The sequence below is a fragment of the Brunnivagina elsteri CCALA 953 genome (assembly GCF_002289455.1).
Taxonomy (GTDB): Bacteria; Cyanobacteriota; Cyanobacteriia; order Cyanobacteriales; family Nostocaceae; genus Brunnivagina; species Brunnivagina elsteri.
Window position 1 is genome coordinate 1 of record NZ_NTFS01000040.1, and the last position, 25370, is coordinate 25370.

Sequence of the window (25370 nt, forward strand, 5' to 3'; positions counted from 1 at the left end):
ATATATAAGGGGCGGGGATACCCAGCCCCTACGAATGATACGATTGATAATTATATAATTGGGATATTTTATTTTCTGGAAGTCCCTTACCCAATAAAAAACCCTTGCCTGTTTTCTAAATTAAATTAGAAAGACAAACAAGAGTTAAGGGGTTGTGTTGCTTACAATGCTCGGTTCAAGATCGAATAAAATAGCCAGCAAGTAGAATTAGATAGATTAACCGAATAAACAAACTAATATCTACTTACCGTCGAAAGGTAATTAGGCGCGAGATTCAACGCGACCGTAGAAAATACCGCGAATTTTGACTTCTTTAGGGTCTCCCGAACCTAAGTCAGTATCAGAAGGTTGATTACTTTCAAAAGTGCCCGCAATCTCGCCAGTTGCACTATTGACTTGAGCAATAGATAGCTCCATATTTCCTTCGAGAACTTCAGCCCGTTTAACGTTTTCGCGGGTGAGTTCTTCTGCATCCGAACGACCGGGGAGGGCTACTGCATTATCATAACCGCTAGCAACACCACGACCTTTAGGATCGAGGAAAGTTGCACCACGATAGGAAGGAACGCGGAAAGAGCCTTTAAAGTCGGTAGATGTGTTAATGCTGGTTAAACCGGGTTGTGATTGTGCGACCAAACCTTTAACGGTGAACAAGAAGGGAATGCTTTCACCACCAGGTAATTTGACGGTAGTCGCTTGGAAGTCAAAGCCGTCTTTTTCTTGGAAGGTGAGACTATCATCAGAATTTACGATCAAATCGCCTTGGATTTGGTCAAGTGAAGAAGTTTTGCGGGTTAATACCTTACCTGCAATAAATTCCGCTTTTTGGCGTTTATTGGTGGGTTCTTCCTTAATAAAGTAGTTTGTTGGTTCCATACACAATTCCTTGATGGAATAGGATTGACTAGAGTCAATGGGAATAGAACCTCGACTGGTTTCGGAAATTTGCGGGCATTTATTAGCCAAACCAGTACCACGAATCTGGTCGTATGTCAGAGCCGTTGTACTACTAGCTGATGGAGCATCGCTACAAGCAGTGATGAACCCCAAACATAAAGCAAGCAATGTAGCAATTAAAGCGCGATACCTCATGGTCAACCTCAATGTCAATGTCAAAAAATTAATATCTAATGTTGTAGAACTGCTGTTTCAGCTAAACGTATTTCAACGTGTCGCTTTATTTTACTTTGAGTTCTAATCCTTAGTAACCTGTAATACTTAATTCGATAGAATTAGTCTGGTTGCAGAGGATAAAAATCTCGAAAGCAACGTTTGGCTGGACTTGTGGTTTTTTGGTTTTTGATGTTTCTGCACAGGTTTGTGGCAGTTTCACACCAAAAGGTCTTGGGTTTGAGTTCGAGCGCAAGTAAAATAGCGCTCTTTTGTGCAACGACACCAGCACAGGCTCCGAAGAGGATGCTGGGATAAACGCCCATAGAGGGTTTTGCCGGCTTCGCTTTTATCGTTGTTTTCCGCGTAAGTGTTGCCACTACACACAGCCCGTTTTTTTATATGCTTTTCAGCCAGATCATACGATTTTTTCTAGCTTAAAATCAAAACGTTTGAGTATAGACTTTTTTACCTTGTTATGTTTGCGTGAAATTTGGAGGAAACTAAGAGTTAGGAATTAGGAATTAGGAGTTGGGAATTAGGAATTAGGAATTAGGAATTAGGAATTAGGAGTTCATGAGGGGTATTTTCCTAAGCCTCGCATGAGGGGTATTTTCCTAAGCCTCGATAAACTAGGTAAACCTTGAGTTTTTAAGTTATCCAAGCTTAAATTTTTTTTCAAAAGAGTCAATTAGTATATATTTTGGTGTGATGAGCAATAGCAATAATTTTGATTCCGGGGCACTATCCAATAAACTTCAGTCAATTACCAAATCTGTAGGTGATGCGATCGCAGCTTGTGAGGGGGATACGATCGCACTTTTAGCTTTGCTACGTCAGTTGGAATTTTTACACCGTGAGATTCGGGATGGTGTTTTCCAGGAGAGTTTACCGGAGAACCGTCAAGCTCTCTATGCTTTGTTACGGGAGATTGAAATGGAGGGTGGCTGGCCTTACATTGAAAGGATGCGGTTACAAGCTTTTCTGGCAAAAATGGAGCAGGAGGAGGAAGGTAGTTAGACTTTTTAATGATTCCTAATTAAGGGGGACTCCTTCGCATAAATTGCGATCGCGTCCTTCGACGTTGCGATTGTTCTGGAGGTAATCCCCAACCCAGTTACAGCCTCGTTGCAGCAGGTTGTTTAAATCCATGTTCCACAACACGATTGTATTGTCTTCGCTGGCGGATGCTAATGTTTTACCGTCGGGGCTAAAGCTTACGCCTAAAACGGGGGCTGTGTGTCCGTTGAAGGATTTGATTAATTTGCCTTCTCGACTCCAAAGTTTGACGGTGCTATCCCAGCCAGCAGCCGCGAGGATTTCCCCGTTGGGGCTGAAGGTAACGGCGTTGACGCTATCGCTGTAGCCTCTGAGTAGGGTTTTGAGTAATTTACCATCCCAATCCCAAAGCTTAACTGTATTATCCCAGCCTGCGGTGGCGAGGATGCGATCGCTTGGACTAAAACTCACGCCTAATACCCAACTATCATGGGATTTGAGGGTTTTGATTAATGTGCCGTCTCGTCGCCACAGTTTTACTGTTTTGTCGTCGCTTGCTGAGGCTAAAATTTGACCGTCGGAACTGAAGCTGACATTATTTACCCAGCCTTGATGCCCTGTTAAGGTTTTGAGTAAGTCGCCATTGCGATTCCAAAGTTTAATTGTGTTGTCTTGGCTAGCGGTGGCAAGAATTTCCCCATCTGGGCTAAAACTAACACTACGAACTTTGTCAGTATGTCCGGTAAGGGTTTTGATTAATGTGCCATCACGTCGCCATAATTTAACTGTTTTGTCATGGCTTCCCGTTGCCAGTATTTGCCCGGTATTGTCAAAACTAACGCTTTGAACTAGGGCTTGATGTCCCACTAAAGTTTTGTAAAGACGGGCACCTGTGGGGCTGTTGTCTCTTTCCCAAAGTTTGACTGTTTTGTCGCGACTTGTGGAGGCTAGCATTTTGCCGTCTGGACTCCAGGCAACACTAAAGACTTTATCTTTGTGTCCGGTGAGAACTGGCAGGTGTGATGGTTCTAAACTCCACAATTTGACGCTTTTGTCCCAACTAGCCGATGCGAGCATTTTGCCGTCGGGGCTAAAAGCAATACTGGAAACCGCATCGTTATGACCTTTAAATGTTTGGACTAGGGAACCATCTAAATTCCACAGGTTAATGGTGTTGTCATCTCCTGCTGATGCCAAATACTTGCTATTGGGGCTGAAATTTAAATTCCAAACCGTAGCGCGATGATTTCGCAAGGTTTTTTCTAAGCGGAAATCAACTTTTCCTGGGCTTGAATTATTGTAACGCCAGAGGTGGACAATGCTATCCCGTCCTCCCGATGCCATGTATTGACCGTCAGGACTAAACACAACCGATGTTACACCCAGTTCGTGTCCTGGGAGGGCGGCAATTTGAGTTCCATCCCTGCGCCAAATTTTGATGGTTTTATCTTCGCTACCGGAAGCAATTAATTGACCATCGGGGCTAAATGTGACCCAGTTAACCTCCGCTTGATGTCCCCGGAGAATTTTGACTAAGCTACCGTCTTTGCGCCAAAGTTTAATGGTTTTATCTTGGCTGGCGGTGGTGATTAGTTCACCATCGGGGCTGAAATTGACGCTGAGAATGCCTTCAGTGTGTCCTTTGAGGGTTTTGGGATGGGGGTCAAATTCCCCTGTTTCTGAGGTACGTCGCCAAAGTTTGACTGTGGAGTCGAGGCTGGCGGAGGCTAGGGTTTGACCATCGGGGCTAAATGCCACGTTGGTGACGGCAAAGTCGTGAGCATTCAGGGTTTGAAGTAATTTACCATCTGGTCGCCAAATTTTCACTGTTCTATCGGTACTTCCCGATGCGATCGCTCGACCATCGGGGCTAAATGCCACTGCCCAAAGCACATCTGTGTGCCCTTCTAAGCGGTTGACTTCTTTGACTCCGTATACTGCCTGTTGGAGTGCGGTGACAACCCTGGCTTTTGTATCTGGTTGGAGTCCATCACCTTGGTTGAGTTTTCGCCATGCCCGGAGACTTTCGATTAAAGCGTCAAATTCTTTGTTTGAGGCAAATAAAGCTTCGCTGGCTGCTGCGATCGCGCTAATCTTGGAATTATTCTCGCTCCGTTCTGCCCGGACGGTTTGGTGGACGGCTGCCCGTTTTTGGCTATCGGCTTGCCACCATAATCCGCCAATGGTGGTGGTCATCATTGCTAAAACGACTCCTGCCACTCTGGCTTCCCGCAATCGCCTTTGCAGGGCAAAATTAAGCTGTTCTTGGCTGAGTTTTTGGGCGACTTCGGCGCGGGTTTTCTCGAATCTAACTTTTTCGAGTTCGGCAACGATACCGTAGTTATTTTTTTGCCGGATTGGTTCGACTAAGTAATCATGGACAAGTTGATACCTATCGCCAGATTCTTCCCGCATCCGCACGACTAATCCGCTACCAATCAAGATTTCGAGAATTAATTCCCAGTCGGAATCTAAGTTAAATGCTGTGTCGATACTCTTGGTTAAAGCAACCGCAAGTTCGATTTTAGTACGTAATGGTCGGGTTCCTTTTTCGTCGGTCAATTCAAAGAGTAATTTCCAACTTAGCTGTTCGTTTTCACGACCACAATCTTTAATAACTTCTTCTAACCAACGTTCGACGAGTTTTTCCGAACCACCACATTCTTCGTATTCTTGGAGGGTAGTAATTTTTTCGGCTTGGAGTTGTGCTCCAACAATTTGTAATTCTATGGGGTGAACTTCCTCCACTTCCCCAGCCAAATCGTGAACTAATTGGTCGATTAAGTCATTGCTGAGTTCGTAATGCGATCGCTGTGTCAAAATGTCGATCACACCGATGGCATCCTGGACTGAAAAGTTACCTAAGTAGTAGCGAATGTCTTTGTCGAGGATATTTTTGTTAATTACTCCTAAGTCGTAACCGTTACGCCCTTTTTCATTAGCAAGACGTTCAAATTCTAATAAATAATGTAAATAATCTTCGCGGATTGAAAAAATAACCTTGACAAAAGGTACATTCAAACACTGACTAATAAACTTATAGAAATGAACTCTTTGTGCTTGCTCTTTAATGGCAAAGAAAAATTCTTCTAACTGGTCAAAAATCAACACGATCGCATAATTCCGCTCTGCTAATTCCCGGAGATTTTGCAGTATTACCGCAGTTGAAAATTTGATTGATACTGATAAATCTGTTTGTGCCAAAGATTGGTTGAAACTCCGTCCCAACACCGTCACCCAATCGCTATATGTTGATAGAGTAATGGGAATGGCAATGCGATCGCCAATGGCTTTTTCCTGTAAAGTTGGCACTAATCCGGCTTTGAGAATCGAGCTTTTGCCAACCCCAGATGGTCCATGAACGATGGTTAATTTACAATCAGCCCTCGTCAAACGTTCGAGCAAACGATTGATGTCCTTCTGCCTTCCAGATGCGGCAATTTCTTGAGCAACATCTTCGGGAATATAAGGAAACTTGGAATTTTGAGCTAATGGATTAATTTTGTAACGCTGGGGTTGTAACTGACTTGCACCAATAAAAGCTCGATACCCATACTGATGTTCGATCTGGATTATTTCCTGCTTTAACGTAAAAGCTTCGCTGTAATTGTGACGCTCGAAAAAATAGAGCGATCGCAATTCTTCAACTATCTCCAAATACAGGGATGGTTCGTACTGAAGTTCGCAAACAACTTTTGCCCACTCCAAATTATTAATCGCATCTTCCCACTCACCTAAGTGTCGCTGCGAACGTCCTAGCAACAAAAGATACCAGCTGTCCTGCTGTCGAGTCACACCAGAAGCAACTTCGGCAATTGAACGGGCTGTATTAGCCAAATCGTAGGTTTGTACCCAATTGGAACCAGCTGCGGCAACAGCTGCCAAAAAGCCATAATCTTGAGCTTCCTGTGCCTTACTTCCACTATTTGCATGTAACTGCAAAGACTTCTGTGCCATTGCTTCCAGTTCTTCCCAAGCTTCGAGACGTTGGAGCATTTCGCAAACAGGGGAAATAAACTTGGCAAGTAAATCCTGCCGTTGGGACAACTCCAACACTTCCAGCGATTGCTTGAACCAAACTAGCGCTTCCTGCCAATAACTACGATTCAAAGCTGGACGCAAATCAGCCATGCGACGGTAACATAGTCCCAAGTGAAACAGAACTATAGCTTGGTGAAGTGAGTGTTCAGGAGAGGAAATTGATTCAATATGTCCCTTTTCCCTTTCTTTTTGCTGCCACAGCGTCAAACTACATTGATAGTGAACTAAAGCAGCTTCGATTTTGTCACTAATATAAGCACTACGTCCTAAAACAAATTCCAATCCCGTCTCTAATTCTGGTTCGAGTTGGAAATTGTACAGACGCAGCAAATCTTCACGGGCTGTTTCCAGTTCACAGGAAATTGAATCTAAACTCGAAGTTGCACTTGAATTACAACTATCCAAACCCGCAGCTAAAACATCGGTAAATACCGTTTCCGTTTCTTTACGAATTAAGGCAATTAAATCTTCCTTTGTCATCTCAAACTTAATCGTTGTTGCTGCCCAACTTTTAAAATCGGGGGCAAAACGTGACAGCATTGTCGCTACTTCGTCTTTCAGCCACAAAACTAAGGGAAATGGAAAAGTATCGGCATAAATATCTCGTGCTTGGTTCAACCCAGTCAAAACATCTTCGATGGTAGTAACCGAATCCAATCCAAACACCATTACAGCCGATGGTAAAGCATCACCAGCCACAGCCGGAATATCTAAATGTAATTCGGAAACAATAGTGTTATGTAAATTTGTAGTTGTTGAAGGCAAAAGCTCCAATTCACGTAAGTAAACATCTTTAGTTAACGAACGTAGATTTTCTAATACCTGCTTACGTAACTGCCCGTAGTTGCACCGAACTAAAATCAGGGCAAATTGACCTTTTGAAAGTGCGATCGCTCGAATCAAACGTTGCAGAGAACGGTGATTTGCATTTGCGATCGCTGCTGTGAATTGCCACTCTGTCATAACTCAAAACTGGGCTAGAAAGGAACAATAGCAGCTAACCCGCCGGAACATGATTTTGGCATTGTCAAGTCCGAATGAATACTGTGTAATTACTGAGAGTTTTCACAAGTTTTCATGTTGCTGCTGTTTGATATAGTATAAATACTTAATTGGGAATGGGGCATTGGGGATTGGCAATTGGGCATTTATTCCTTGTAGAGACGACCCGGTGGGTCGTCTCTACCTCGCTTTTTTTTGCCATCCCATCACCTTTTCTGTTTCCGCTAACGCTGGACTAATGCCAAACCAACGTCCTGTTGGATCGCGATACTCGAATACAAACATGCTTCGCAGCAATCTTTGATATTCGGATTCACCTTTGAGACTTTGCTGGTGAACAACTTCGTAAAGCAATTCCCATTCCTCTTCATTTATCGCCAATAATAAATCGTCGCGATAGTCTTTAATCACTGCTTCCAGACATTCTTGGGAAAAAGGTGGGTCTTGTCTTTGTAAACAACTGTAAAGTAAACCTAATAAATTACGAATGTGACCCCCACTAACCCGACACAATCTATCTAGGGTTGCAGGAGTCTCAAATAACTCGCTAGTCATCCCCAATCTTCCCTCCCAAGAGATTTCTGGAAACGCCCTTGCGAGAACAAGTTGACGCAATAATGCCATTCCCGGTTCATAGTCGCTACCATCCCGTTGTCGTACCAACACCATCGGCAAAACTTTCGGAGCAATTCCCCCACCAAGACGATTTTTGAGGGTTTCGTATTCGTTGGAGAAAATCAACACTAAGGGAATTGTATACACAACATGGCATTTAAGGCGACGTAGCTGTTCCCCGCGATCGATAAACAAATATTCAGGTTGCGATCGCCCAGATGGCATGGGACGCATATCGACTCGATCCAAATTATCGACGATGACGACTATCCCTTTTTGTCCCCGTGCTTTCAACTGTTCGTTTGCCCTGTCTAATAGTTCTTCGTTAATTGCCTGCAAAATACTATTGGTACGGGGTTCGAGATATTGCCGTAATTGCGATCGCATTTGCGGACTATCTTTAGTTTTGGCGCTAATTTTAGCAATCCCCAGTGAAAACTCGGCTTCTCCAGAAAGTTCAATGGGAGTTTGCAAGAAATCACCGATCTCTTTAAATAGATTAATAAAGTATCCTGGTTTTGTCTTAATATCCAGCGCTTCTAAACTCGCACTCACCTGACGGGCTACACTCAATAAGATATCGCTAATATCAATATCCGCCATGTCCAAATCTTGGCTAGATTCAAAATACACAACGTGAAAACCAGCCAATTCCAACTCTGCTTTAAGTCTTTGCAACTCGGTTGATTTACCGCAACCAATATGACCTGTAAATAGCTGACAAGTCGGCTCATCTGGAGAAATACGTACTATCGTGCGCTGCAATTCCTCAACGATTTTACAACCACGCACATCGGAAAAATCAATGTAATACTGCCTATCCGCAGCATCACCCATCACTAGTGTTTTACTGGGGTTACAGGCTTTGAAGAACCTGGAAAAATTTAGGGTTGTTTTCATGTAGATGCAAATATTCTCGTATTTTTATATACAGTGATTTTACTTAAAATAGATAGATAATCAGTTGTATTATCAAGCTACAACTTGATTTATTGACAGATATTACAAGCTATAGCCGCAAATTGACTCAGTGTATTCACTCAGCTTTAAAAATGCTATAGATTTAACTTATTCCTGATGATGACGAGTGTACCTGTCTTTTTTACACCCACTATCTAACTTTTGACAATCTCCATTCACCCAGCAACACTGAATTTTTGAGAATTACAACATCCTGACTGGGAGTAAAAAATAGTCTTTAACACACCGTATATTAAATACTCTGTCAACCTGATAACACTCACTAAAATATTTGTCAATTAATCAGGAGTATATATTCAGTTAGTAATTTTGTGCAATCTTTGTGGAAATTAATTTAGGTATTGAGTAATACACTTTGAGAATGATTCACCTACGCACTTCCTAATTTCTGTACAGACTAACTACTTTCTTCTTCTCTCACTAACTCCTAACTATTAATTCCTAATTCCTAACTCCCAATTCCCCACTAAACATATTTTTTTGGTAGAGTATAAAACTACAACCATTGCATTCTACCAATTTCGCTAAATTATCGGATGACTGCTATAACTTATCTAGGTTATCTTGTAGCATACATTCATGCATTAAATGTATTTTTTGTCAATACCGAAACTGTAGCTTTTTTGATTCCATGATGGCTCTCACCCCACAGTCAAAAAGCTACATTTGCTCCAAAATAAACGCTGCACACTTTGAAAGGAAATATTATCCGCATACTCAAAAATTTTGGTGTGAATCCCTAAAATTTGATTAAATTTGGGGTAAATTCTCTCTTCTTAAGTTTTGTGTTGCAAATATCGTTTACTTAATTTGCTTGTTGCTCGATTATTTTAGTGCAAGACGACAAACTTCAAAATTTAGGTGTGGAAGGGGTTTTAATGGCTGATATAGCATCAGTATCCCGCACGGATTTAACGCAGAGGCGGAAAAGGTTACGCCGACAACGGCGAGTTAAGATTATTCAGACGATTTGGCAAACTATGGCTGTAAGTGGTTTGGCTGGTACTTTGTTATGGGGGGCAATCCAACCAATTTGGGTATTAAAGACGGACAAAAGTATCGAAATTTCTGGAAATAAATTGCTTACGGATGAAGCTGTGCGATCGCGGATAGGTTTATCTTATCCGCAGTCAATGTGGAAAATTCAGCCATCACAAATTGCTAGCTCTTTGCAAAAACAACCTGCGATCGCCCATGCGAATGTTACCCGTCGTCTTTTACCTCCAGGATTAATCGTCGAAGTTGAAGAACGGATTCCGGTTGCGATACTCCAGAGGAGTCAGTTGGTGAACCCACAAGCTAGAAGCGAAAATCGTGAGGAAGCATCTGGAAAAACAGTGGAAAAAACACTTGGATTCATTGATGCTAAGGGTATATTGATCCCGATTGAATCTTACGGTTCCGCAAATATTAGTTCGCTAAAAACTAAAGCGAAACTGCCAAATCTCAAAGTGATTGGTTCCCCCGAACAGTATCGCGAGTATTGGAAACAGGTTTACCAGACTTTGAGCCACAGTTCTCTAAAAATTACCGAGATTGACTGGCGCGATCCCAGCAATTTAATCTTAAAAACCGAATTAGGTAAGGTACACTTGGGCACACCTAATTCTCAGTTACCAGAAAAAATTAAGGTACTTATGCAAATGCGTCAGCTACCAACAGAAGTAAACCCAAATCGAATGGAGTATATCGACCTCAAAAATCCAGATACGCCAATGATACAAGTTTTAGATAGTACAAACGCTCTAAAGAAACAGCGTTTCAATCCTTAGTATTGCAGCAATATTTGGCTTGGAAAGCGGCAATCATTTAGAGACTAGAATTAAAGTTGAAAATCCGAATTAGCGAAAATTTTTAAATGACATTGTGAGAAAATCACCCTGAAATGGTTAATTTTCGGCATAATCGCCAAGAAATTCAGCTTGTAAGCATAAAATACTTAATTTTTCGCTGTTAATGTATTAGAATTTCCTAATTTACAGCTAGATTTTATTGTCATTCGAGATATAAATGAGTGTCTAATTCTCGCCCATCTCGGCAAAATTCAGGGTTAACTTCTAATTAGAATAGGAGAACAAACTTTAAACCTTATTTTGGGAGTAAAATCGGGGTTTGTTGTTGCCCAGACATCTAGAGAAGAGGTGCAAGATGTTAGACAATTTGATCGTAGCATTGGGAAAGAAGAGATTTTTGTCTTTTTATTCCTTTGCTGGGGAGAGTGTGATTTCGATGGAATCGATTAGTTTTTAAGAACGCTATTCATCCCAACCCAGAGATATCAACCCAGGTTTGCATCCTCTCAAAGCGATTATTCTCAGGCTGATTCTGGTAATTTTTTTGCTGTTGTCACAAACTTGTGGAGGGTATAGGTGAGATTTGACTAATTAAACTTGTGTGCGATCGCTATACCGCGTTCCGTAGGAATATCGCTATACCGCGTTCCCCTGATTAGCATAAGCTAATTAGCACAAACTAAATTAAGTGTTTAAAGTTGCAATCCCTTGTAATGGTAAACTCTATCAAGCAAACAAGACGCGCCCCATAGCGCGTTTTTACAACTAAGTATCTTAAGTTAATCGTTTTTGATTGTGAGAAATGGAGAAAAAATTCCAACCTCAGTAGTCAGAAGACTAACTTTTTCAATTTATACAAGAGAAAAAATGTTTGTGCGGACAATAAGAAAGAGACAGTTGCGGATGTAAAATTAGTGACAATTATTAATTTACTGTTCTAAATGCATAGGTCATTGATAATACTAAAATTATACGGAGTAAAAGGTAACATTCCAGTGAAAAGATTAAAGTACGGTTGAAGTTATACATATTAACTTTAAATAAATACTAGGTATACTTCTTTAGAATTCCCAGTACGCTCGCCGATTAATACCCAGAGGTTGCTGAGAGAAAACCAGTACCTTTATTAAAGGCGTAACCACAAAGAACAAACTTTCCGATCGCTCATCCTGAATCGTTTGGAAGCAATCAGAAGAAGAAAAAACATACCATCTTTAATGATGGTAGCCTTGCAAATAGTTGACCCATTAGGTGAATTACACCTTAAAAAGCCGTTTATCTACAAGCACGCAAATCCAATGACACTTGATAATAACCAAGGGCTAACATACAAAAACTCCCAATCACCAGGACAACCAGGTTTATCGCTCTCCGTAAACTCCAACAACCCTTTTAGCCATTCGGGTTTGAACTTTGGGTCGAATAATGACGGCAGAAAAATTCCTGTTGAAGATTCTCGCATCGGCGACATCGTTCCAGGTCGGGTTGCCAATATTAAAGTAATTGGGGTTGGTGGTGGTGGTAGCAATGCCGTAAACCGCATGATTGCTTCGGATGTGGGTGGGGTAGAGTTTTGGTCAATTAATACCGATGCTCAAGCACTAACCTTGGCATCAGCACCTAGTCGCTTGCAAATCGGGCAGAAGTTAACGCGAGGCTTGGGAGCGGGTGGAAACCCTGCGATCGGTCAAAAAGCGGCGGAAGAATCGCGAGATGAAATCGCAACGGCTTTAGAAGGTGCCGATTTAGTTTTTATTACTGCTGGCATGGGCGGCGGTACGGGTACTGGTGCAGCCCCAATTGTGGCGGAAGTTGCCAAGGAGATGGGAGCGCTCACAGTTGGTGTTGTGACACGTCCATTTATTTTTGAAGGTCGTCGTCGCACCAGTCAAGCCGAACAAGGTATTGAAGGACTCAAGAGCCGGGTAGATACCCTTATCATCATTCCTAATAACAAACTTTTGGAAGTGATTCCGGAACAAACCCCGATGCAAGAAGCGTTTCGTTATGCAGATGACGTGCTTCGCCAAGGTGTACAAGGGATTTCGGATATTATTACAATCCCCGGTTTGATTAACGTTGACTTTGCCGATGTGCGGGCTGTAATGGCAGACGCGGGTTCGGCATTGATGGGAATCGGGATCGGTTCTGGAAAATCACGCGCTCGTGAAGCTGCGATCGCGGCTATTTCTTCTCCTTTACTCGAATGTTCGATTGAAGGGGCGCGGGGTGTTGTGTTTAACATCACAGGTGGTAGCGACTTAACGCTACATGAAGTTAATGCTGCTGCGGAAACTATTTACGAAGTAGTCGATCCCAACGCCAACATTATTTTTGGTGCTGTTATCGATGACCGACTCCAAGGGGAAGTCCGATTAACAGTAATTGCCACTGGCTTTACTGGTGAAGTTCAAACCCCACAAGGTCAAACTGCTGCTAGTCAACGTCAAGGTATTTTCACCCCACAATCACGACGACCAGCCCAATCCCAACCACCAACAAATACACCAGCCCCTGCACCAACCACAGAACCCACCAAAAAACCCGGTTTGGATATTCCTGACTTCCTACAACGGAGGCGGAATCCTCCCAATAATTAGGGAAATCAAAATTGGCAATTTTCTGATGAGAGGCTTGCAATAAGTGACTTGTATTTAGTACTAGTATACTATAATGCATTTGTATTAAAGTCTAGATGATTGCTATCAGTTAAAAATCAACGAATTCCAGTATTTCTGAAGTTGTGTTCCCTGAAGTTGCCGATTGATGTTTAAATTTCTCTATCAATCTCGATCAAAAAAAACTAGTGCAACAAGGCAAAAGTAAAAGGGCAAAAGACAAAATTTACAAGCGATAAAGATTGTAAAATAGTCTTTTTAGCCATTTTAGATGGTAGCTTTATTTCCGCCGTGATGTACTAGTATCAGAGGCTAGAGTAAAAAAAACACCACGAAGGGTTTTAATGTGATGAATTTAATAAAACCATGCTGGGCAGGGGTGTTAAGTAAGCGCTATCACCTGCTTTGATTTTTCTGTGTGAATTTATCAAGATAAGACAGCAAGCAGTATTTGATTGAACCGGGCTGAATTTCAGCGCGGATATTATTTTTTCGGGAATTGGGGATTATTGGAAAATGAGTATTTATTAAGGGACTTCCAGAAAATAAAACCTTCAAATCATATACTCACCAACACTATCACGCGAAGTGTGGGGAGACCTTTCAGGTAAGCGCAAAGCGCAGGCTTCGCCAACGCCACTTTGACGAAGAGAAGTTGCGTGCGCGGGTTCCCCGCGTTGAGCAAACTAAGTCCTTCGGACACGCTACGCGAACGGGGACGGAAACCGACACCGCCAAGTGGACTCACCCCACCCCTACAATTGTGGAGAATTTATTTTTTGGTGTTCCCTAACTCCTAATTCCCAACTCCTAACTCCCAACTCCTATTCTCCACCCATTTAATAACCTGCTGACCAAGACGAGTTCCTTGAAAACGGTCGATTTCGCGAATTCCGGTGGGACTGGTAACGTTAACCTCGGTCAAATAACCACCGATAACATCAATACCAACAAAAATTAAACCATCCTTTTTTAAAGTTAGTGCAAGTTGCTGGCAAATATCAAGCTCTCTTGGGGTGATTTGAGTTTGGGCAACTGTACCACCAGTAGCCATATTATTGCGAAACTCACCAGCAGTCGAAAGACGATTCAGGGCACCGATTGGTTCGCTGTTGAGTAAGATAATTCGTTTATCTCCCTCCTTCGCTTCCGGTAAATAGGTTTGTACCATAACCTGGATACGACCTTGGAGGGTGCTGAGTTCGACAATAGAATTAAAATTGCGATCGCTCGGTTCTAAAAATAAGATACCTTCACCAGCTTTGTTTCCCAGAGGTTTGAGGATAGCCGCACCTTTTTCATCAACAAATTGACGAATTACTGATTTATCAGCAGTAACAATTGTTTCGGGGATTGCCTGCGTGAATTGGAGGGCGTACATTTTTTCATTTGCTGCCCGTATCCCATTGGGATTATTTACTACTAAAGTCTTGCTTGGGTCAATGTAATCGAGAATGTAAGTGGCGTACAAATAGGCAGTATCCACGGGAGGGTCAGTCCGCATAAATACTGCATCCATAGTTTCTAGGCAGCAATTAATACTTTCGCCTAGTTTGTACCAAGGATTTGCAGCAACCCAGCGATCGCTCACCAGTTCAATGGGTGTAATTTCAACCCTCTGTAGAAAAGCCCAAGCTTTGCTGTTGACTACACTAAGCTGACTTGCCTGAGTTATCCAAACCTCATGTCCCAAGACGCAAGCAGCTTCCATAATAGCCACGCTGGTATCATGGCAAGGATCGAGTTTATCAATAGGGTCAATAATAAAAGCTAGTTTCACAATTGCTCTCTGTCGTCTCAAAAGGGAAGGGGAAAAAGGGGAAAAATTACTAATTAATTTCTTTAGAGAGACGCGATGTATCGCGTCTCTACATTTTTTCTGACTAAAATTATTTTTAGCTTGCTAGTAAATTATCTAATTTTCCTTGGGCATCAAGTGCGTGGATGTCGTCACAACCACCGATATGTAAGTCATTGATAAAAATTTGTGGAAGCGATCGCTTACCATTTGCTCGTTCTGACATTTTGTCCCTTGCGTCTTCGTCTCCATCGATGCTGTACTCGGTAAAGTCAACACCTTTGTTTTTTAATAAAGCTTTAGCACGAATACAAAACGGACAAGTTCTCCAGGTGTAAACTTCTACTTTGGCAGCCATAACTTTATGATTTTGCTTACTTTTTATTTTGTTGTTTACAGTTATTTATTGTAGACTCCTACCACCAGAAGTTGGAATATCGGACTGATTTAGTTTATTTACTTAATGTAGTACGATCGGAAAATTGTTTAACCCCTATTAAAAAAGCAAAAAACCCCAGTGATTTCACTAGGGTTATGCAAAAACGAGTTTAGTATTAAATTTTAGGACTGAAGGGCAGAATTAGAACTTTTTTTCTTCATTGCCAAGCTACCAGCAGCCAATGCACTTAGTCCAAATATAATGCTAGGCTCTGGTACTTTTTTCTGATCTGGTTTTTTAGCAATAAATAATGAAGCGTGAGAAAGTGCTTTACCGTTATTACCACTTCCATCTAAAGCAACACCAATGGTATTAAATATTCCTGTTAAACCTGTTTTAGATAAGTCAATATCTTTGAAGAGGTAAGCACTGTATGCTGTGCTAGTTTTGAGGCTAATTACAAAGGTACTCAAACCAGTTACAGGATCGCTAACGAAGCTCTTACCCAAACCCCAGTCTCCAGTACTAAAGTCGTTCTTTGCTTTAAAACCATAGTCATTACCTCCGTCGTCTGATTTTCCTGCTTGTGTCCAAGTTACACCAGCACCAACATTAAACAAACCTTTATTCAACTCAGTGAGCAAGGGGTTACCAGCTCCTGTGTCATTACCGTCAAAAGGTCCTTTACAATCAGTAGCGGCAGTTCCTCCAATAGATATGTTACTAAGGCTACACGCAATCGATTGAGGAACAAAAGGAGCAACTTTTTCAGTAGCAGCTTTTTCAGTAGCAGCTTTTTCAGTAGCAGCTTTTTCAGTAGCAGCTTTTTCAGTAGCAGCTTTTTCAGTGGCAGCTTTTTCAGTAGCAGCTTTTTCAGTGGCAGCTTTTTCAGTAGCAGCCCCACCTTTAGCAAATGCTGAAGTGGATGTAGCTAAAGCAGAAACACTAACGAGCGATGCAATCGATAGATTAAAAGCTAACTTAGAAAATTTTACAGACATTTGGAATTTCCTTATTTTTAAAGTGTTATTGGAAACGCACCAAAACTTTGTATTAAATGTTTTTCCTCTCACATTTACTAATATAAATAGATTTTTATCTAATGACTATTATTTCTCTAAAGCTTTATTTATATGGCATTTTAGTCTGATATTGTCAGACTTAATATTGTTTATAAATGATTGTATTTGTGTTTTTTAATATTGCCAAATAGATAATTACAACTATATTTTTTTAATACTATTACCGAACTTTTCACTAATAATATGAAATTACGATCGAAATCGAATAAATACGTAAAAAAAGACGAGTCAGTTTTCTAAGTGAGTACTGACTCGTCTTTTGATTACTGGAGTTTAGACTAAATTAAAGCTTGTTTCTGTGTTTCAGTCCAGGGAGCAATCCTCAAAAAGCTTGTGGAATCGACGATGTAGTAAAAACTATCCCTTGTCGGAGGAGATTAGAGGAATTATTGAAGAGTTGGAGCAGAATTGTATCTGTGACCAAACCCTCAATAAATCGGTAAACCCACCTAAAACAAACCTTGAACAACGCAAAGTCCTGCTTCTAGCCCTAGGGTTATGGAATAATTAGTCTAAACTCCAGTGATTAGATGATGAAGTTGCTGACAAATTACTACATCTTGGCTGAATAATTATCCAGTTTAAAAGCCTAAAAAGCTCACTGCATAAGCTTTAATTCCTTGTACCTTGTGCATCCGTACTGCTGACGAATTGCATTAGACATCTCCGAAAATGAATGTAGAGACGTAGCACTGCTACGTCTCTACAAGGGTTCCAGGCAACGCATAATTAATTTCTGGAGATGTCTATTAGTAAAGTAAATCCCAAGTCAAGGTATGACAAGATTCGGGATTTATTTGTAATTGATTCTTGATTTACTGCGAAGACACAGCGTAGTTAATCAACTGCCCAATGCGTTGACGTAAGGTTTCTAAACCTAAACGTTCGCTGGCAGAAATAAACACAGCCATCGGAAATTCTTCCCTTGCTAGTGCTAGAGTCTCGCTGCTAGCTTGGTCGATTTTGTTGAACACAACCAACGCTGGACCAGGTGTAATCGGCATTATTCCCAAAATATCCCGCACAGCACGAACGTGACTCAACCAAGCTGGATGGGATAAATCGACCAAATGCAATAAGGCATCAGCTTCGGTGACTTCTTCTAAAGTGGCACGAAAAGCATCCATTAAAGCATCTGGTAATTCGTGGATAAACCCTACCGTGTCAGTAATGAGAATTTCGTGCGATCGCGTAGCGGTTCCCGAAGGAATTGCTAAACGTCGCGTCGTCGGATCGAGTGTGGCAAACAATTGGTCAGCTACATATACATCGGCATTTGTCAAGGTATTTAACAATGTCGATTTCCCGGCGTTGGTATACCCCACCACAGCAATGGAGGGAATTTCCTCATGTTGTCGTCGTTGTCGCAAACGCGATCGATGCGCTTGTAGTTGGTTTACTTCCTGCTGTAAACGGGAAATGCGCTTGCTAATTGCCCGTCTTTCTGTTTCCAGTTTAGTTTCCCCAGGACCCCTTGTACCAATACCACCACCAAGTCGGGACATAGCTTCTCCACGTCCGGTGAGTCGGGGCATCATGTATGCTAACTGTGCGAGTTCGACCTGTAATTTACCTGCACGGGATTGGGCACGTTGGGCGAAAATATCTAAAATGACTTCGGTTCTGTCTACGACACGAACACCGATTTGGGCTTCAAGGTTACGGACTTGCGAGGGTGATAAATCGCGATCGAACACAACCAGATTTGCCCCTAAAGTTTGTGCTGTTAAAGCGATTTCTTGGACTTTTCCTTCCCCGACAACAGTTTGGGGATGGACACGATGGCGTTTTTGCCACATTGTTTGCAAAACTTCGCCACCAGCAGTATCAACCAAGCGTCCCAACTCGATTACAATGTCTTGGAATTGGTGGGCTGAGGTGTTGTCTGTCAGTACTCCGACAATGACAACGCGATCGCGATCGCTACTAACATCTTGTCCAACAAATTCCCGTCGAAATTCTTCTTCGAGTGCTTCCACCAAGTCCAGAAAGTCCTGTTCGGAAATCACATCCAAACTCATTGGTGGAGAAATATTCCAATTTTGCGATAGTAGGGAATTGGCTTTTGGGTTATTCCCGTTCTCAGATGCGCCACTATTTTCAGTATTAACACCAGTATTAATACCAGTATTGATATTGAGCAATACACGTTCATCTTGTGAAGTTAAGTGCGCTAGATAAGCCTCTTTGACATATCCAGTCGCCCCACCACCACGTTTAGTAAATCCCACCCCGGTAATATTCAGCACTACTAAGGCATCAAGCCTTTGCATCATCATCGCCGTCAAAGCCGCTTCATTTGGGGGTTCTGACTTCAGATGGGTGGCAATACAACGGATACCGCTAAGTCGTTCTGCACCATAGCGGGGCAATTCTAACGGCGGAATCTGCGTTTGACGGGGAGTGCCGACACCAACCCGGATAACTTGTCCACGACGATTGATGTAAGTACAGACAGGGAGATTGATTTCAGTGCTAATTGCTGCCAGACGCTGGGAAAATTCGGACGTAGTGACGCGATCGCCCGGTAAGCGCTGGTGGTACAGCCGTTGCAGTTGCTTTAACTGGCTGCTTTTCAAACCTTGGAGATTACCAAAGATAGTCTCGATAGGCGTTTAAAACCAGGTAACTGGTCCTCGAATGCTTCTATGTCTATTTTAGAACATTGCTTGGGAATTGGGCATTTTGAAACCTGGTGTAGTTAGGTCTTAATATAGAACCCCTCTCCATAGACGCGAAGCGGCTACCTTTGGAAGTCACTTCGTGCCTACCCGCAGGGTACCTCTCCCCGTTGGCGTAAGTCTGCCGTCAGGCATAGCGGAGAGAGGCTTAATATATCAGTTTTCGATAACTCAAAAGTCCAGATTGTAAGCATTTTTAGTATACGTTCGGAAGACCCGGAAAGAATTTTATATTTAAGAATGAGGATTTATTATTAATATACAATTTTTTGTAGGTTGGGTGGAGGCTTTGCGTAACCCAACATTATCTATCCAATTTAAAATTTATATTTTATTTAATTCAGATTCCTTAGCAGTTCCATCGGCAATTTATAACGATTTTTTTAATTTACCTTTTACTCAAATAGTCGTGAGTGAAAATTCTCTAAAAATTATTATTTATGATATCGACAAAGAGGAGATTATTGAATGGCTAAATTAGAGGAATATCGAGAAAAAGTCAAGCAAATATTAATTCAATATTCCCAATATAAGCCGAGTTATGGGGAAGTTGAGGTGGAGCAAATTTTTGATGTTGAACGCGATCGCTATCAAATTATTAGCGTCGGTTGGAATCACCAAAAGCGAATTTATGGTTGTATGATGCATTTCGATATTAAAGATGAGAAGATTTGGATTCAGCAAAATACAACGGAAGTCGATCTAGCTAACGAGTTGGTTGAGATGGGAGTGCCAAAGTCTGATATTGTGATTGGTTTTCATACTCCAAAAATGCGACAATTGACGGATTTTAGCGTAGGTTCTTGAGTCGAGAGGAATTAGAAGCAATGTTATGTATTGATGACGAGTTTAAACAAAGCCGAATGTATCAATCTATCAAGCAGGATGGATTGGAAGAAGGGCAGCAAGAAGGGAAAAAACTAGGGAAACAAGAAGCTAAGTTAGAAGCTGTACCTCGGTTGTTAGCGTTGGGGTTGAGTGTGGAGCAAATAGCACAAGCGTTAGATTTGACGCTGGAACAAGTACGGGAAGCAGTTTCGTAGTTTTTTATTTAGAACCCCGATTTTTGGAAAAGTTGGGGTTCTTGCCGTTGCGAGATATGTTCTCGTCACAAGTTAATCAAAGCCTGAAATCCTGCATCATTGCGAATACTATCAAAATCAGCATCTGTTTTCGCCATTTCTCGATATTCTGCGTCTAAATTAATAGCGGTTTGTAGATTTTCTATGGCTGTATCGATATTACCTAAAACACCATAAGTACAAGCGCGATTGTACCAAGCTTCGTGGTAATCAGGTTTAAATTTGAGTGCTTCATCGTAGGATACGATCGCATCTTCATTCCGTCCCAAATTAGCCAGCGCAAACCCCCGGTTGTACCAAGCTTCGTGTTTATCAGGTTTAATTTTGAGTGCTTCATCGTAGGATGCGATCGCATCTTCATACCGTCCCAAATTATCCAGCGCATTCCCCCGGTTGTACCAAGCTTCGTGGTAATCAGGTTTAAATTTGATAGCTTCATCGTAGGATGCGATCGCATCTTCATACCGTCCCAAATTAGCCAGCGCAAACCCCCGGTTGTGCCAAGCTTGGTGGAAATCAGGTTTAAATTTGATTGCTTCATCGTAGGATGCGATCGCTTCCTCTAACAGTCCCAAATTAACCAGGACATAACCCTTGTTATAGTAAGCAACGTGTTTATCAGGTTTAATTTTCAGTTCTTGATCGTAGGATGCTATGGCTTCTTGATACCGTCTCAACTGATGCAGGGCATAACCACGGTTGTTCCAAGCTTGGTGTAAATCAGGTTTTAATTTCAATGCTTTATCGCAAGCTGCAATAGCTGCCTGATAACGTCCTAACTGAAGCATAGCATAACCCTGGTTGTAACAAGCTTGGTGTAAATCAGGTTTCAATTTCAATGCTTCATCGTAGGATATTATCGCTTCTTCATATCGTCCCAAATTATCCAGCGCAACCCCTCGGTTGTACCAGGCTTCATGGAAAACAGGTTTTAATTTCACAGCTTTATTGTAAGCTACTATTGCTTCTTCGTACCGTCCTAAATTATCCAGGGCAAAGCCTCGGTTGTTCCAAGCTTCGTCTTTGTCAGGTTTAAATTTGAGAGCTTCATCGTAGGATATTATCGCTTCTTCATATCGTCCCAAATTATCCAGCGCAACCCCTCGGTTGTAACAAGCTTCGTGGAAATCAGGTTTAAACTTGAGAGCTTCATCGTAGGATTTTATCGCATCTTCAAAGCGTCCCAAATTAACCAGCGCATTCCCAAAGTAAAGCAGTGAATCGACAATTTTTTCCTGATGCTGATTTCCTAACTTCAAAATCAAGGGTAATAAACGCTGAATATACCTCTGTTTTTCAACCTCATAACCCTTTGCTTCAATTTGTCCATCACGGGGTTTCAAAATGCTTTCAGATGCAACCAAAAACTTCATTGCTTGCCGAATTTGCCAACGATTTCGCAACTGTTGCCAAATATTTCCCCCAGCTAACATCCTTGCCGTCGCTGCAACAGTAAAATCATACAAACTAATATCAAACTGCCGCAATAAATCCACTGCATCATAAATATGGACAGCTTGAGGATGTCTTTTTACCGCTTTTCTGTAATTCCCTTCCCAAGTATCCCGCAACGTATCTCGATAATTATTAGTAGTCAAAGGTAAATTATCAGCTTTCAATCGTCGCAAATTTTCAACTACATTCCGAAAAGTTGAATCATTCCGACGAGCTATTTCCGAATAACTACTCGAACCTGAAGATATTCCCGCTTCTTGAACCTTTTCAATCAATACCTCAATTACAGCATCATCGCTGGGTTGTGGTAATTCACAAACCTGAAATTTCTGCCACAGTTTCGGATATTTCTCCCATTGCAACTGTTCCCAAGGGCTAATTTCATTGAAAAAATCTCTTTCTTTCTCGTTTCTCGCTGTTGCAATTACCCGCACTTCCCCCTTCCCACAAAATTTCTCATAGCGAGTCAACGCATCCAATAACCGTTCCTGCAAGAGAACATAAAGTTTTTCCACCGGACTTTTTTCCGCTTCTGGGGAATATTCTTCTGAACTACGGTCCATTTTCTGGTTTAAGTCATCGATAACAAACAATAATTTTCTGTCTGTACCCACTTCTGTAGGCATTCTTGCGGGAATATCCAACCATCCACATGTCAAAAATAAAACCGTCCAACCCAACTGGTTGTAATATTCTGCAACTTCCAAAGCTTCCCTAGTTTTCCCGATTCCCGTTTTCCCCAAAATCAACAACCAACGGTTTGCTTCCAGTTGTTCCCGTAACTCTTTCTGGATATTTCGTCCTTCTACCCGTTGTTGATAGCGAATATTGCGATCGGCAAAAGGATCGTTATCTTTTCCCCCCAATATTTGCTGCTTCAAATCCGAACTTTGGGGTGAAATTACCTGAAAAGCGAAAGTATTCGGAGGTATTTTGCGCTGACGATTTCGCCATTTCAACCACCACAGGAAAGCAATACCAGAAATTAAAACTGTAGGTAAACCACCAGAAAGCAGATTATCAATAAATTCTTTGTGGGCAGTATAAAATTTTGTAACTGGTTGTAAAAAATTCCACACGGATAGATTTGGGTAAATAGCGGGTATTAGATGTAATTCTAGCGGAAATAACCCATACTCCAATATCTAATGCTTGATATTGCCAAATCAGAATATAAATCCAGATGTAGAGACGTTCCGGTGGAACGTATTTATTTCTTTATTTCTTAATTGTGATTACATCAAAGATACTTTTTTTCTAAGCTTGTAACCAATAATAGCAACACCTACGATCGCGAAATTATAACTATCAATCATATTCATTATTTTAAGGGCGGGGAGACCCCCACCCCTACGATTTGGGACAATTTATTTCTTGTTATTCCCTTACCTGAAAATTGTCAAAAGGAATTATTTGCTAGAATACGCTACCTTTAATTGTTCCTTCTGTTCTTCTTTTATTGCTGGCTGCATGATGACTTGTAAATACAATTCACTAAGTTGCTTGGCGACACCATCCCAACTAAACTTATCGTGAACACGACGTTTTCCAGCCTCACCTAATTTATCGCGCCATTCCGGATTAGAAATAATTTTGTCGATTGCGATCGCAAACTCTGCAACATTCTGCGGTTGTGGAAGCAAACCTGTTTCCCCCCGAACAACAGTAAATTGTAACCCACCAACATCACTAGCGACTACAGGTGTACTACTTGCCATTGCTTCGATTGCAACTAATCCAAACGGTTCATAATGGCTAGGAACCACACAAACATCAGCAGCAGCATAGTAGGTAGGCAGAACTTCCTGACTGAGACGACCTGGGAATGTAGTACAATCGCGCAATCCTAGCTCATCTACAATGCCCTCAATGCGATCGCGTTCGATACCATCACTTTGTCCGGGAACACTTCCACCACCGATAATAATTTGTAGTTTTTCATCTCCGTAAAACTTTGACTCCCGCATCGCCCGAACTAAGGTTTCAATCCCTTTACGATGGTCAAAACGTCCCACATATAATACCACTTTGGCATCAGCTTTGATTCCTAATGCGACTCTGGCAGCTTTTCGATCAACCGAACCAAAGCTGTGAATGTCAGTACCACAAGGGATAATTTCAATATCTCCTTTGGTAGATACCAATTGTCGCATGTGGGCTTTTTCCTGAGGGCTTGTTGCAACTATCCGTTCTGCTTCTTCCAAAACGTCGCACTCAGTTTCGAGTCGCTGGCTGGCAATAGGAGGAATATTTTCTATTGTGGCGTATTTTACAGCACCAAGTGAGTGATAGGTGTGAATTTGCTTACATCCAAGAACTTTCTTTAAACACATTCCTATCCAGCCAGACATCCAGTAATTGGTATGCACTATTTGATAAGAAAGACCATTTTCTTGCTTGAATTGGAGAAATTTTTCGATGAACTCCGGCAAATACTCAAACAAATTATCTCGCGGAATGAACTCAAGTGGACCTGCACTGAACCTAATTGTCCGACAACCTGGAGTGTGTTCAACTATTTCTGCTTGCTCTATGCTGACTTTGCGGGTATACATGTCCACTTGCCATCCCAGTCGAGCTAGTGCTTCCCCAACGTTACGCACGTAGACATTCTGCCCTCCTGCTTCTTCTCTACCAATTTCAACTGCTGGATCACCGTGGAATGAAATTAATGCAATACGTTGTGCGGATTGAGTATTCATAGTTTGTTGGTGAGTTATGTTACTGAGTTTCTAAGTAGTTCACAGAATGCGCCTACTTTTTACATATCAATTTGGCGAAAGAGAAAACTGTGAAATAAAACTTACTAAAAGGTTGACTAATCTTTACTTTAATTTAAATAGTGTCATACATTACATATTTTTTAATCAGAATTTACTAATTTCTCTAGAATGTTTTGATTGAATTTATTTATGTATTCCCCAATATTTTTAATCAGAAGAATAGCTCTATTCAATTTAGTTAAAATAGCCAAGACTCTCTGTAGCAGAGACTGATAGAAAATAAAAAATCTGCGATCGCATCATAATCTACTAATAATTAACTAATTAATTATTAGAATTATTTTTCAAATAGAAGTATCAGTTTCTTTTACTTTGAAGCTAGCGAAAATAATCTCTTTTTCCAAAGTACTATTTCGTAATTAAATACTTCAACGAATACTTTATAAATATTCTTCTATCGCTATATTCTTTGATATGATTATCATCTTTTTTTGGTTAGCGATTATACTATACGCGAAACAAATATTATTTTTGTTACAGGAGATACATTTCCTTAAAGAAACTTGACACAACTGTAAATCTATTAACTCTTTATATTACAAGTTATGAATCTTTTCACAATCTAGCTCTAGACGTAATATTGCCAAGAATATGTCAAATATTCATGACATGATTTGAGATTTCGGAATAAAAATAGGACGAAAACTCGTCATTTTAAGCTTCTCTCCTTAGGGAACACCAAAAAATAAATTCTCCACAATTGTAGGGGTGGGGTGAGTCCATTGGTGTCAATTTAAGCGAGAAGCCTTATCCCCTCTGGTTCCCAGGCAGAGCCTCCAGTAGTAGTCTCTGGAGGCAGAGCCTCCCAAAGGTCATTCCCAGGCAGAGCCTGGGAACGAGATACAGAAAGGGTTCTACGTTAAGTTGACACCAACGGGTCTCCCCACCCTTCGCGTGATAGTGTTGGTAAGTATATGAGAAAGAAGATTTTATTTTCTGGAAGTCCCTTAT

Annotated in this window: 15 protein-coding genes and 1 pseudogene; 6 read left to right on the top strand and 10 right to left on the bottom strand. The window is 41.4% G+C overall.

Going from position 1 to position 25370, the window contains the following annotated elements; genetic code table 11:
- Positions 1-261: 261 nt before the first annotated feature.
- A complete protein-coding gene (locus CK510_RS05790; RefSeq protein WP_095720789.1) occupies positions 262-1092 on the bottom strand; it encodes a photosystem II manganese-stabilizing polypeptide in 831 nt (276 codons plus the stop codon).
- A gap of 140 nt (positions 1093-1232) precedes the next feature.
- Positions 1233-1436 (bottom strand): hypothetical protein, encoded by a 204-nt coding sequence (locus tag CK510_RS05795; protein WP_095720790.1) that lies wholly within the window; start codon positions 1434-1436, stop codon positions 1233-1235.
- A gap of 385 nt (positions 1437-1821) precedes the next feature.
- Here CK510_RS05795 and CK510_RS05800 point away from each other — a divergent pair, with 385 nt between their 5' ends.
- Positions 1822-2130, top strand: coding sequence for a hypothetical protein (locus CK510_RS05800; protein WP_095720791.1), 309 nt, complete (start codon positions 1822-1824; stop codon positions 2128-2130).
- A 15-nt stretch (positions 2131-2145) separates the two neighbouring features.
- Here CK510_RS05800 and CK510_RS05805 read toward each other — a convergent pair whose 3' ends face one another.
- Both CK510_RS05805 and CK510_RS05810 read right to left on the bottom strand, forming a co-directional pair.
- The gene (locus CK510_RS05805) at positions 2146-7113 is read right to left on the bottom strand and encodes a WD40 domain-containing protein (RefSeq protein WP_095720792.1); all 4968 of its coding nucleotides are present in this window, start codon (positions 7111-7113) and stop codon (positions 2146-2148) included.
- Between the two features lie 219 nt (positions 7114-7332).
- On the bottom strand, positions 7333-8667 hold the full coding sequence (locus tag CK510_RS05810; protein ID WP_095720793.1) for a P-loop NTPase fold protein: 1335 nt from the start codon (positions 8665-8667) through the stop codon (positions 7333-7335).
- Between the two features lie 959 nt (positions 8668-9626).
- Here CK510_RS05810 and CK510_RS05815 point away from each other — a divergent pair.
- Both CK510_RS05815 and ftsZ read left to right on the top strand, forming a co-directional pair.
- A complete protein-coding gene (locus CK510_RS05815; RefSeq protein ID WP_095720801.1) occupies positions 9627-10520 on the top strand; it encodes a cell division protein FtsQ/DivIB in 894 nt (297 codons plus the stop codon).
- A gap of 1319 nt (positions 10521-11839) precedes the next feature.
- Positions 11840-13141 (top strand): cell division protein FtsZ, encoded by a 1302-nt coding sequence (gene ftsZ / locus CK510_RS05820; protein ID WP_095720802.1) that lies wholly within the window; start codon positions 11840-11842, stop codon positions 13139-13141.
- An 814-nt stretch (positions 13142-13955) separates the two neighbouring features.
- Here ftsZ and gshB read toward each other — a convergent pair.
- The 4 genes from gshB to hflX all read right to left on the bottom strand — a co-directional run bounded on the left by gshB (position 13956) and on the right by hflX (position 19027).
- Positions 13956-14939 (bottom strand): glutathione synthase, encoded by a 984-nt coding sequence (gshB, locus tag CK510_RS05825; protein ID WP_095720794.1) that lies wholly within the window; start codon positions 14937-14939, stop codon positions 13956-13958.
- A 115-nt stretch (positions 14940-15054) separates the two neighbouring features.
- Entirely contained in the window at positions 15055-15315 is a 261-nt protein-coding gene (grxC, locus tag CK510_RS05830) for a glutaredoxin 3 (RefSeq protein ID WP_095720795.1), read from the bottom strand.
- Positions 15316-15518: 203 nt separating this feature from the next.
- Entirely contained in the window at positions 15519-16337 is an 819-nt protein-coding gene (locus CK510_RS05835) for a PEP-CTERM sorting domain-containing protein (RefSeq protein ID WP_211293102.1), read from the bottom strand.
- Positions 16338-17233: 896 nt separating this feature from the next.
- Positions 17234-19027 (bottom strand): GTPase HflX, encoded by a 1794-nt coding sequence (gene hflX, locus CK510_RS05845; RefSeq protein WP_095720796.1) that lies wholly within the window; start codon positions 19025-19027, stop codon positions 17234-17236.
- A gap of 352 nt (positions 19028-19379) precedes the next feature.
- Here hflX and CK510_RS05850 point away from each other — a divergent pair, with 352 nt between their 5' ends.
- The 3 genes and pseudogenes from CK510_RS05850 to CK510_RS05860 all read left to right on the top strand — a co-directional run.
- Positions 19380-19580: an element excision factor XisH family protein gene (locus CK510_RS05850; RefSeq protein WP_245911860.1), complete on the top strand. Its 201-nt coding sequence runs from the start codon at positions 19380-19382 to the stop codon at positions 19578-19580.
- The gene (locus CK510_RS05855) at positions 19568-19906 is read left to right on the top strand and encodes a XisI protein (protein ID WP_095720797.1); all 339 of its coding nucleotides are present in this window, start codon (positions 19568-19570) and stop codon (positions 19904-19906) included. Before CK510_RS05850 ends, CK510_RS05855 begins: the two co-directional genes overlap by 13 nt.
- Positions 19903-20142 (top strand): annotated as a pseudogene (locus CK510_RS05860) (Rpn family recombination-promoting nuclease/putative transposase); the annotation flags it as partial. The gene CK510_RS05855 and the pseudogene CK510_RS05860, both read left to right, overlap by 4 nt.
- A gap of 65 nt (positions 20143-20207) precedes the next feature.
- Here the strand turns inward: CK510_RS05860 and CK510_RS05865 are convergent.
- Both CK510_RS05865 and CK510_RS05870 read right to left on the bottom strand, forming a co-directional pair.
- Positions 20208-22715 carry a tetratricopeptide repeat protein gene (locus tag CK510_RS05865; protein ID WP_095720799.1) on the bottom strand — a complete coding sequence of 836 codons (2508 nt, stop codon included), beginning with the start codon at positions 22713-22715 and terminating at the stop codon, positions 20208-20210.
- Positions 22716-23045: 330 nt separating this feature from the next.
- The gene (locus tag CK510_RS05870; RefSeq protein ID WP_095720800.1) at positions 23046-24338 is read right to left on the bottom strand and encodes a glycosyltransferase family 4 protein; all 1293 of its coding nucleotides are present in this window, start codon (positions 24336-24338) and stop codon (positions 23046-23048) included.
- Positions 24339-25370: the final 1032 nt, after the last annotated feature.

What these genes read in the sequence shown, in the direction of transcription:
- grxC (WP_095720795.1), bottom strand. Translation starts at nt 15,315, where the DNA reads ATGGCTGCCAAAGTAGAAGTTTACACCTGGAGAACTTGTCCGTTTTGT.
- CK510_RS05795 (WP_095720790.1), bottom strand. Translation starts at nt 1,436, where the DNA reads ATGGGCGTTTATCCCAGCATCCTCTTCGGAGCCTGTGCTGGTGTCGTT.
- CK510_RS05805 (WP_095720792.1), bottom strand. Translation starts at nt 7,113, where the DNA reads ATGACAGAGTGGCAATTCACAGCAGCGATCGCAAATGCAAATCACCGT.
- CK510_RS05790 (WP_095720789.1), bottom strand. Translation starts at nt 1,092, where the DNA reads ATGAGGTATCGCGCTTTAATTGCTACATTGCTTGCTTTATGTTTGGGG.
- CK510_RS05835 (WP_211293102.1), bottom strand. Translation starts at nt 16,337, where the DNA reads ATGTCTGTAAAATTTTCTAAGTTAGCTTTTAATCTATCGATTGCATCG.
- ftsZ (WP_095720802.1), top strand. Translation starts at nt 11,840, where the DNA reads ATGACACTTGATAATAACCAAGGGCTAACATACAAAAACTCCCAATCA.
- CK510_RS05800 (WP_095720791.1), top strand. Translation starts at nt 1,822, where the DNA reads ATGAGCAATAGCAATAATTTTGATTCCGGGGCACTATCCAATAAACTT.
- CK510_RS05855 (WP_095720797.1), top strand. Translation starts at nt 19,568, where the DNA reads ATGGCTAAATTAGAGGAATATCGAGAAAAAGTCAAGCAAATATTAATT.
- CK510_RS05810 (WP_095720793.1), bottom strand. Translation starts at nt 8,667, where the DNA reads ATGAAAACAACCCTAAATTTTTCCAGGTTCTTCAAAGCCTGTAACCCC.
- CK510_RS05815 (WP_095720801.1), top strand. Translation starts at nt 9,627, where the DNA reads ATGGCTGATATAGCATCAGTATCCCGCACGGATTTAACGCAGAGGCGG.
- CK510_RS05870 (WP_095720800.1), bottom strand. Translation starts at nt 24,338, where the DNA reads ATGAATACTCAATCCGCACAACGTATTGCATTAATTTCATTCCACGGT.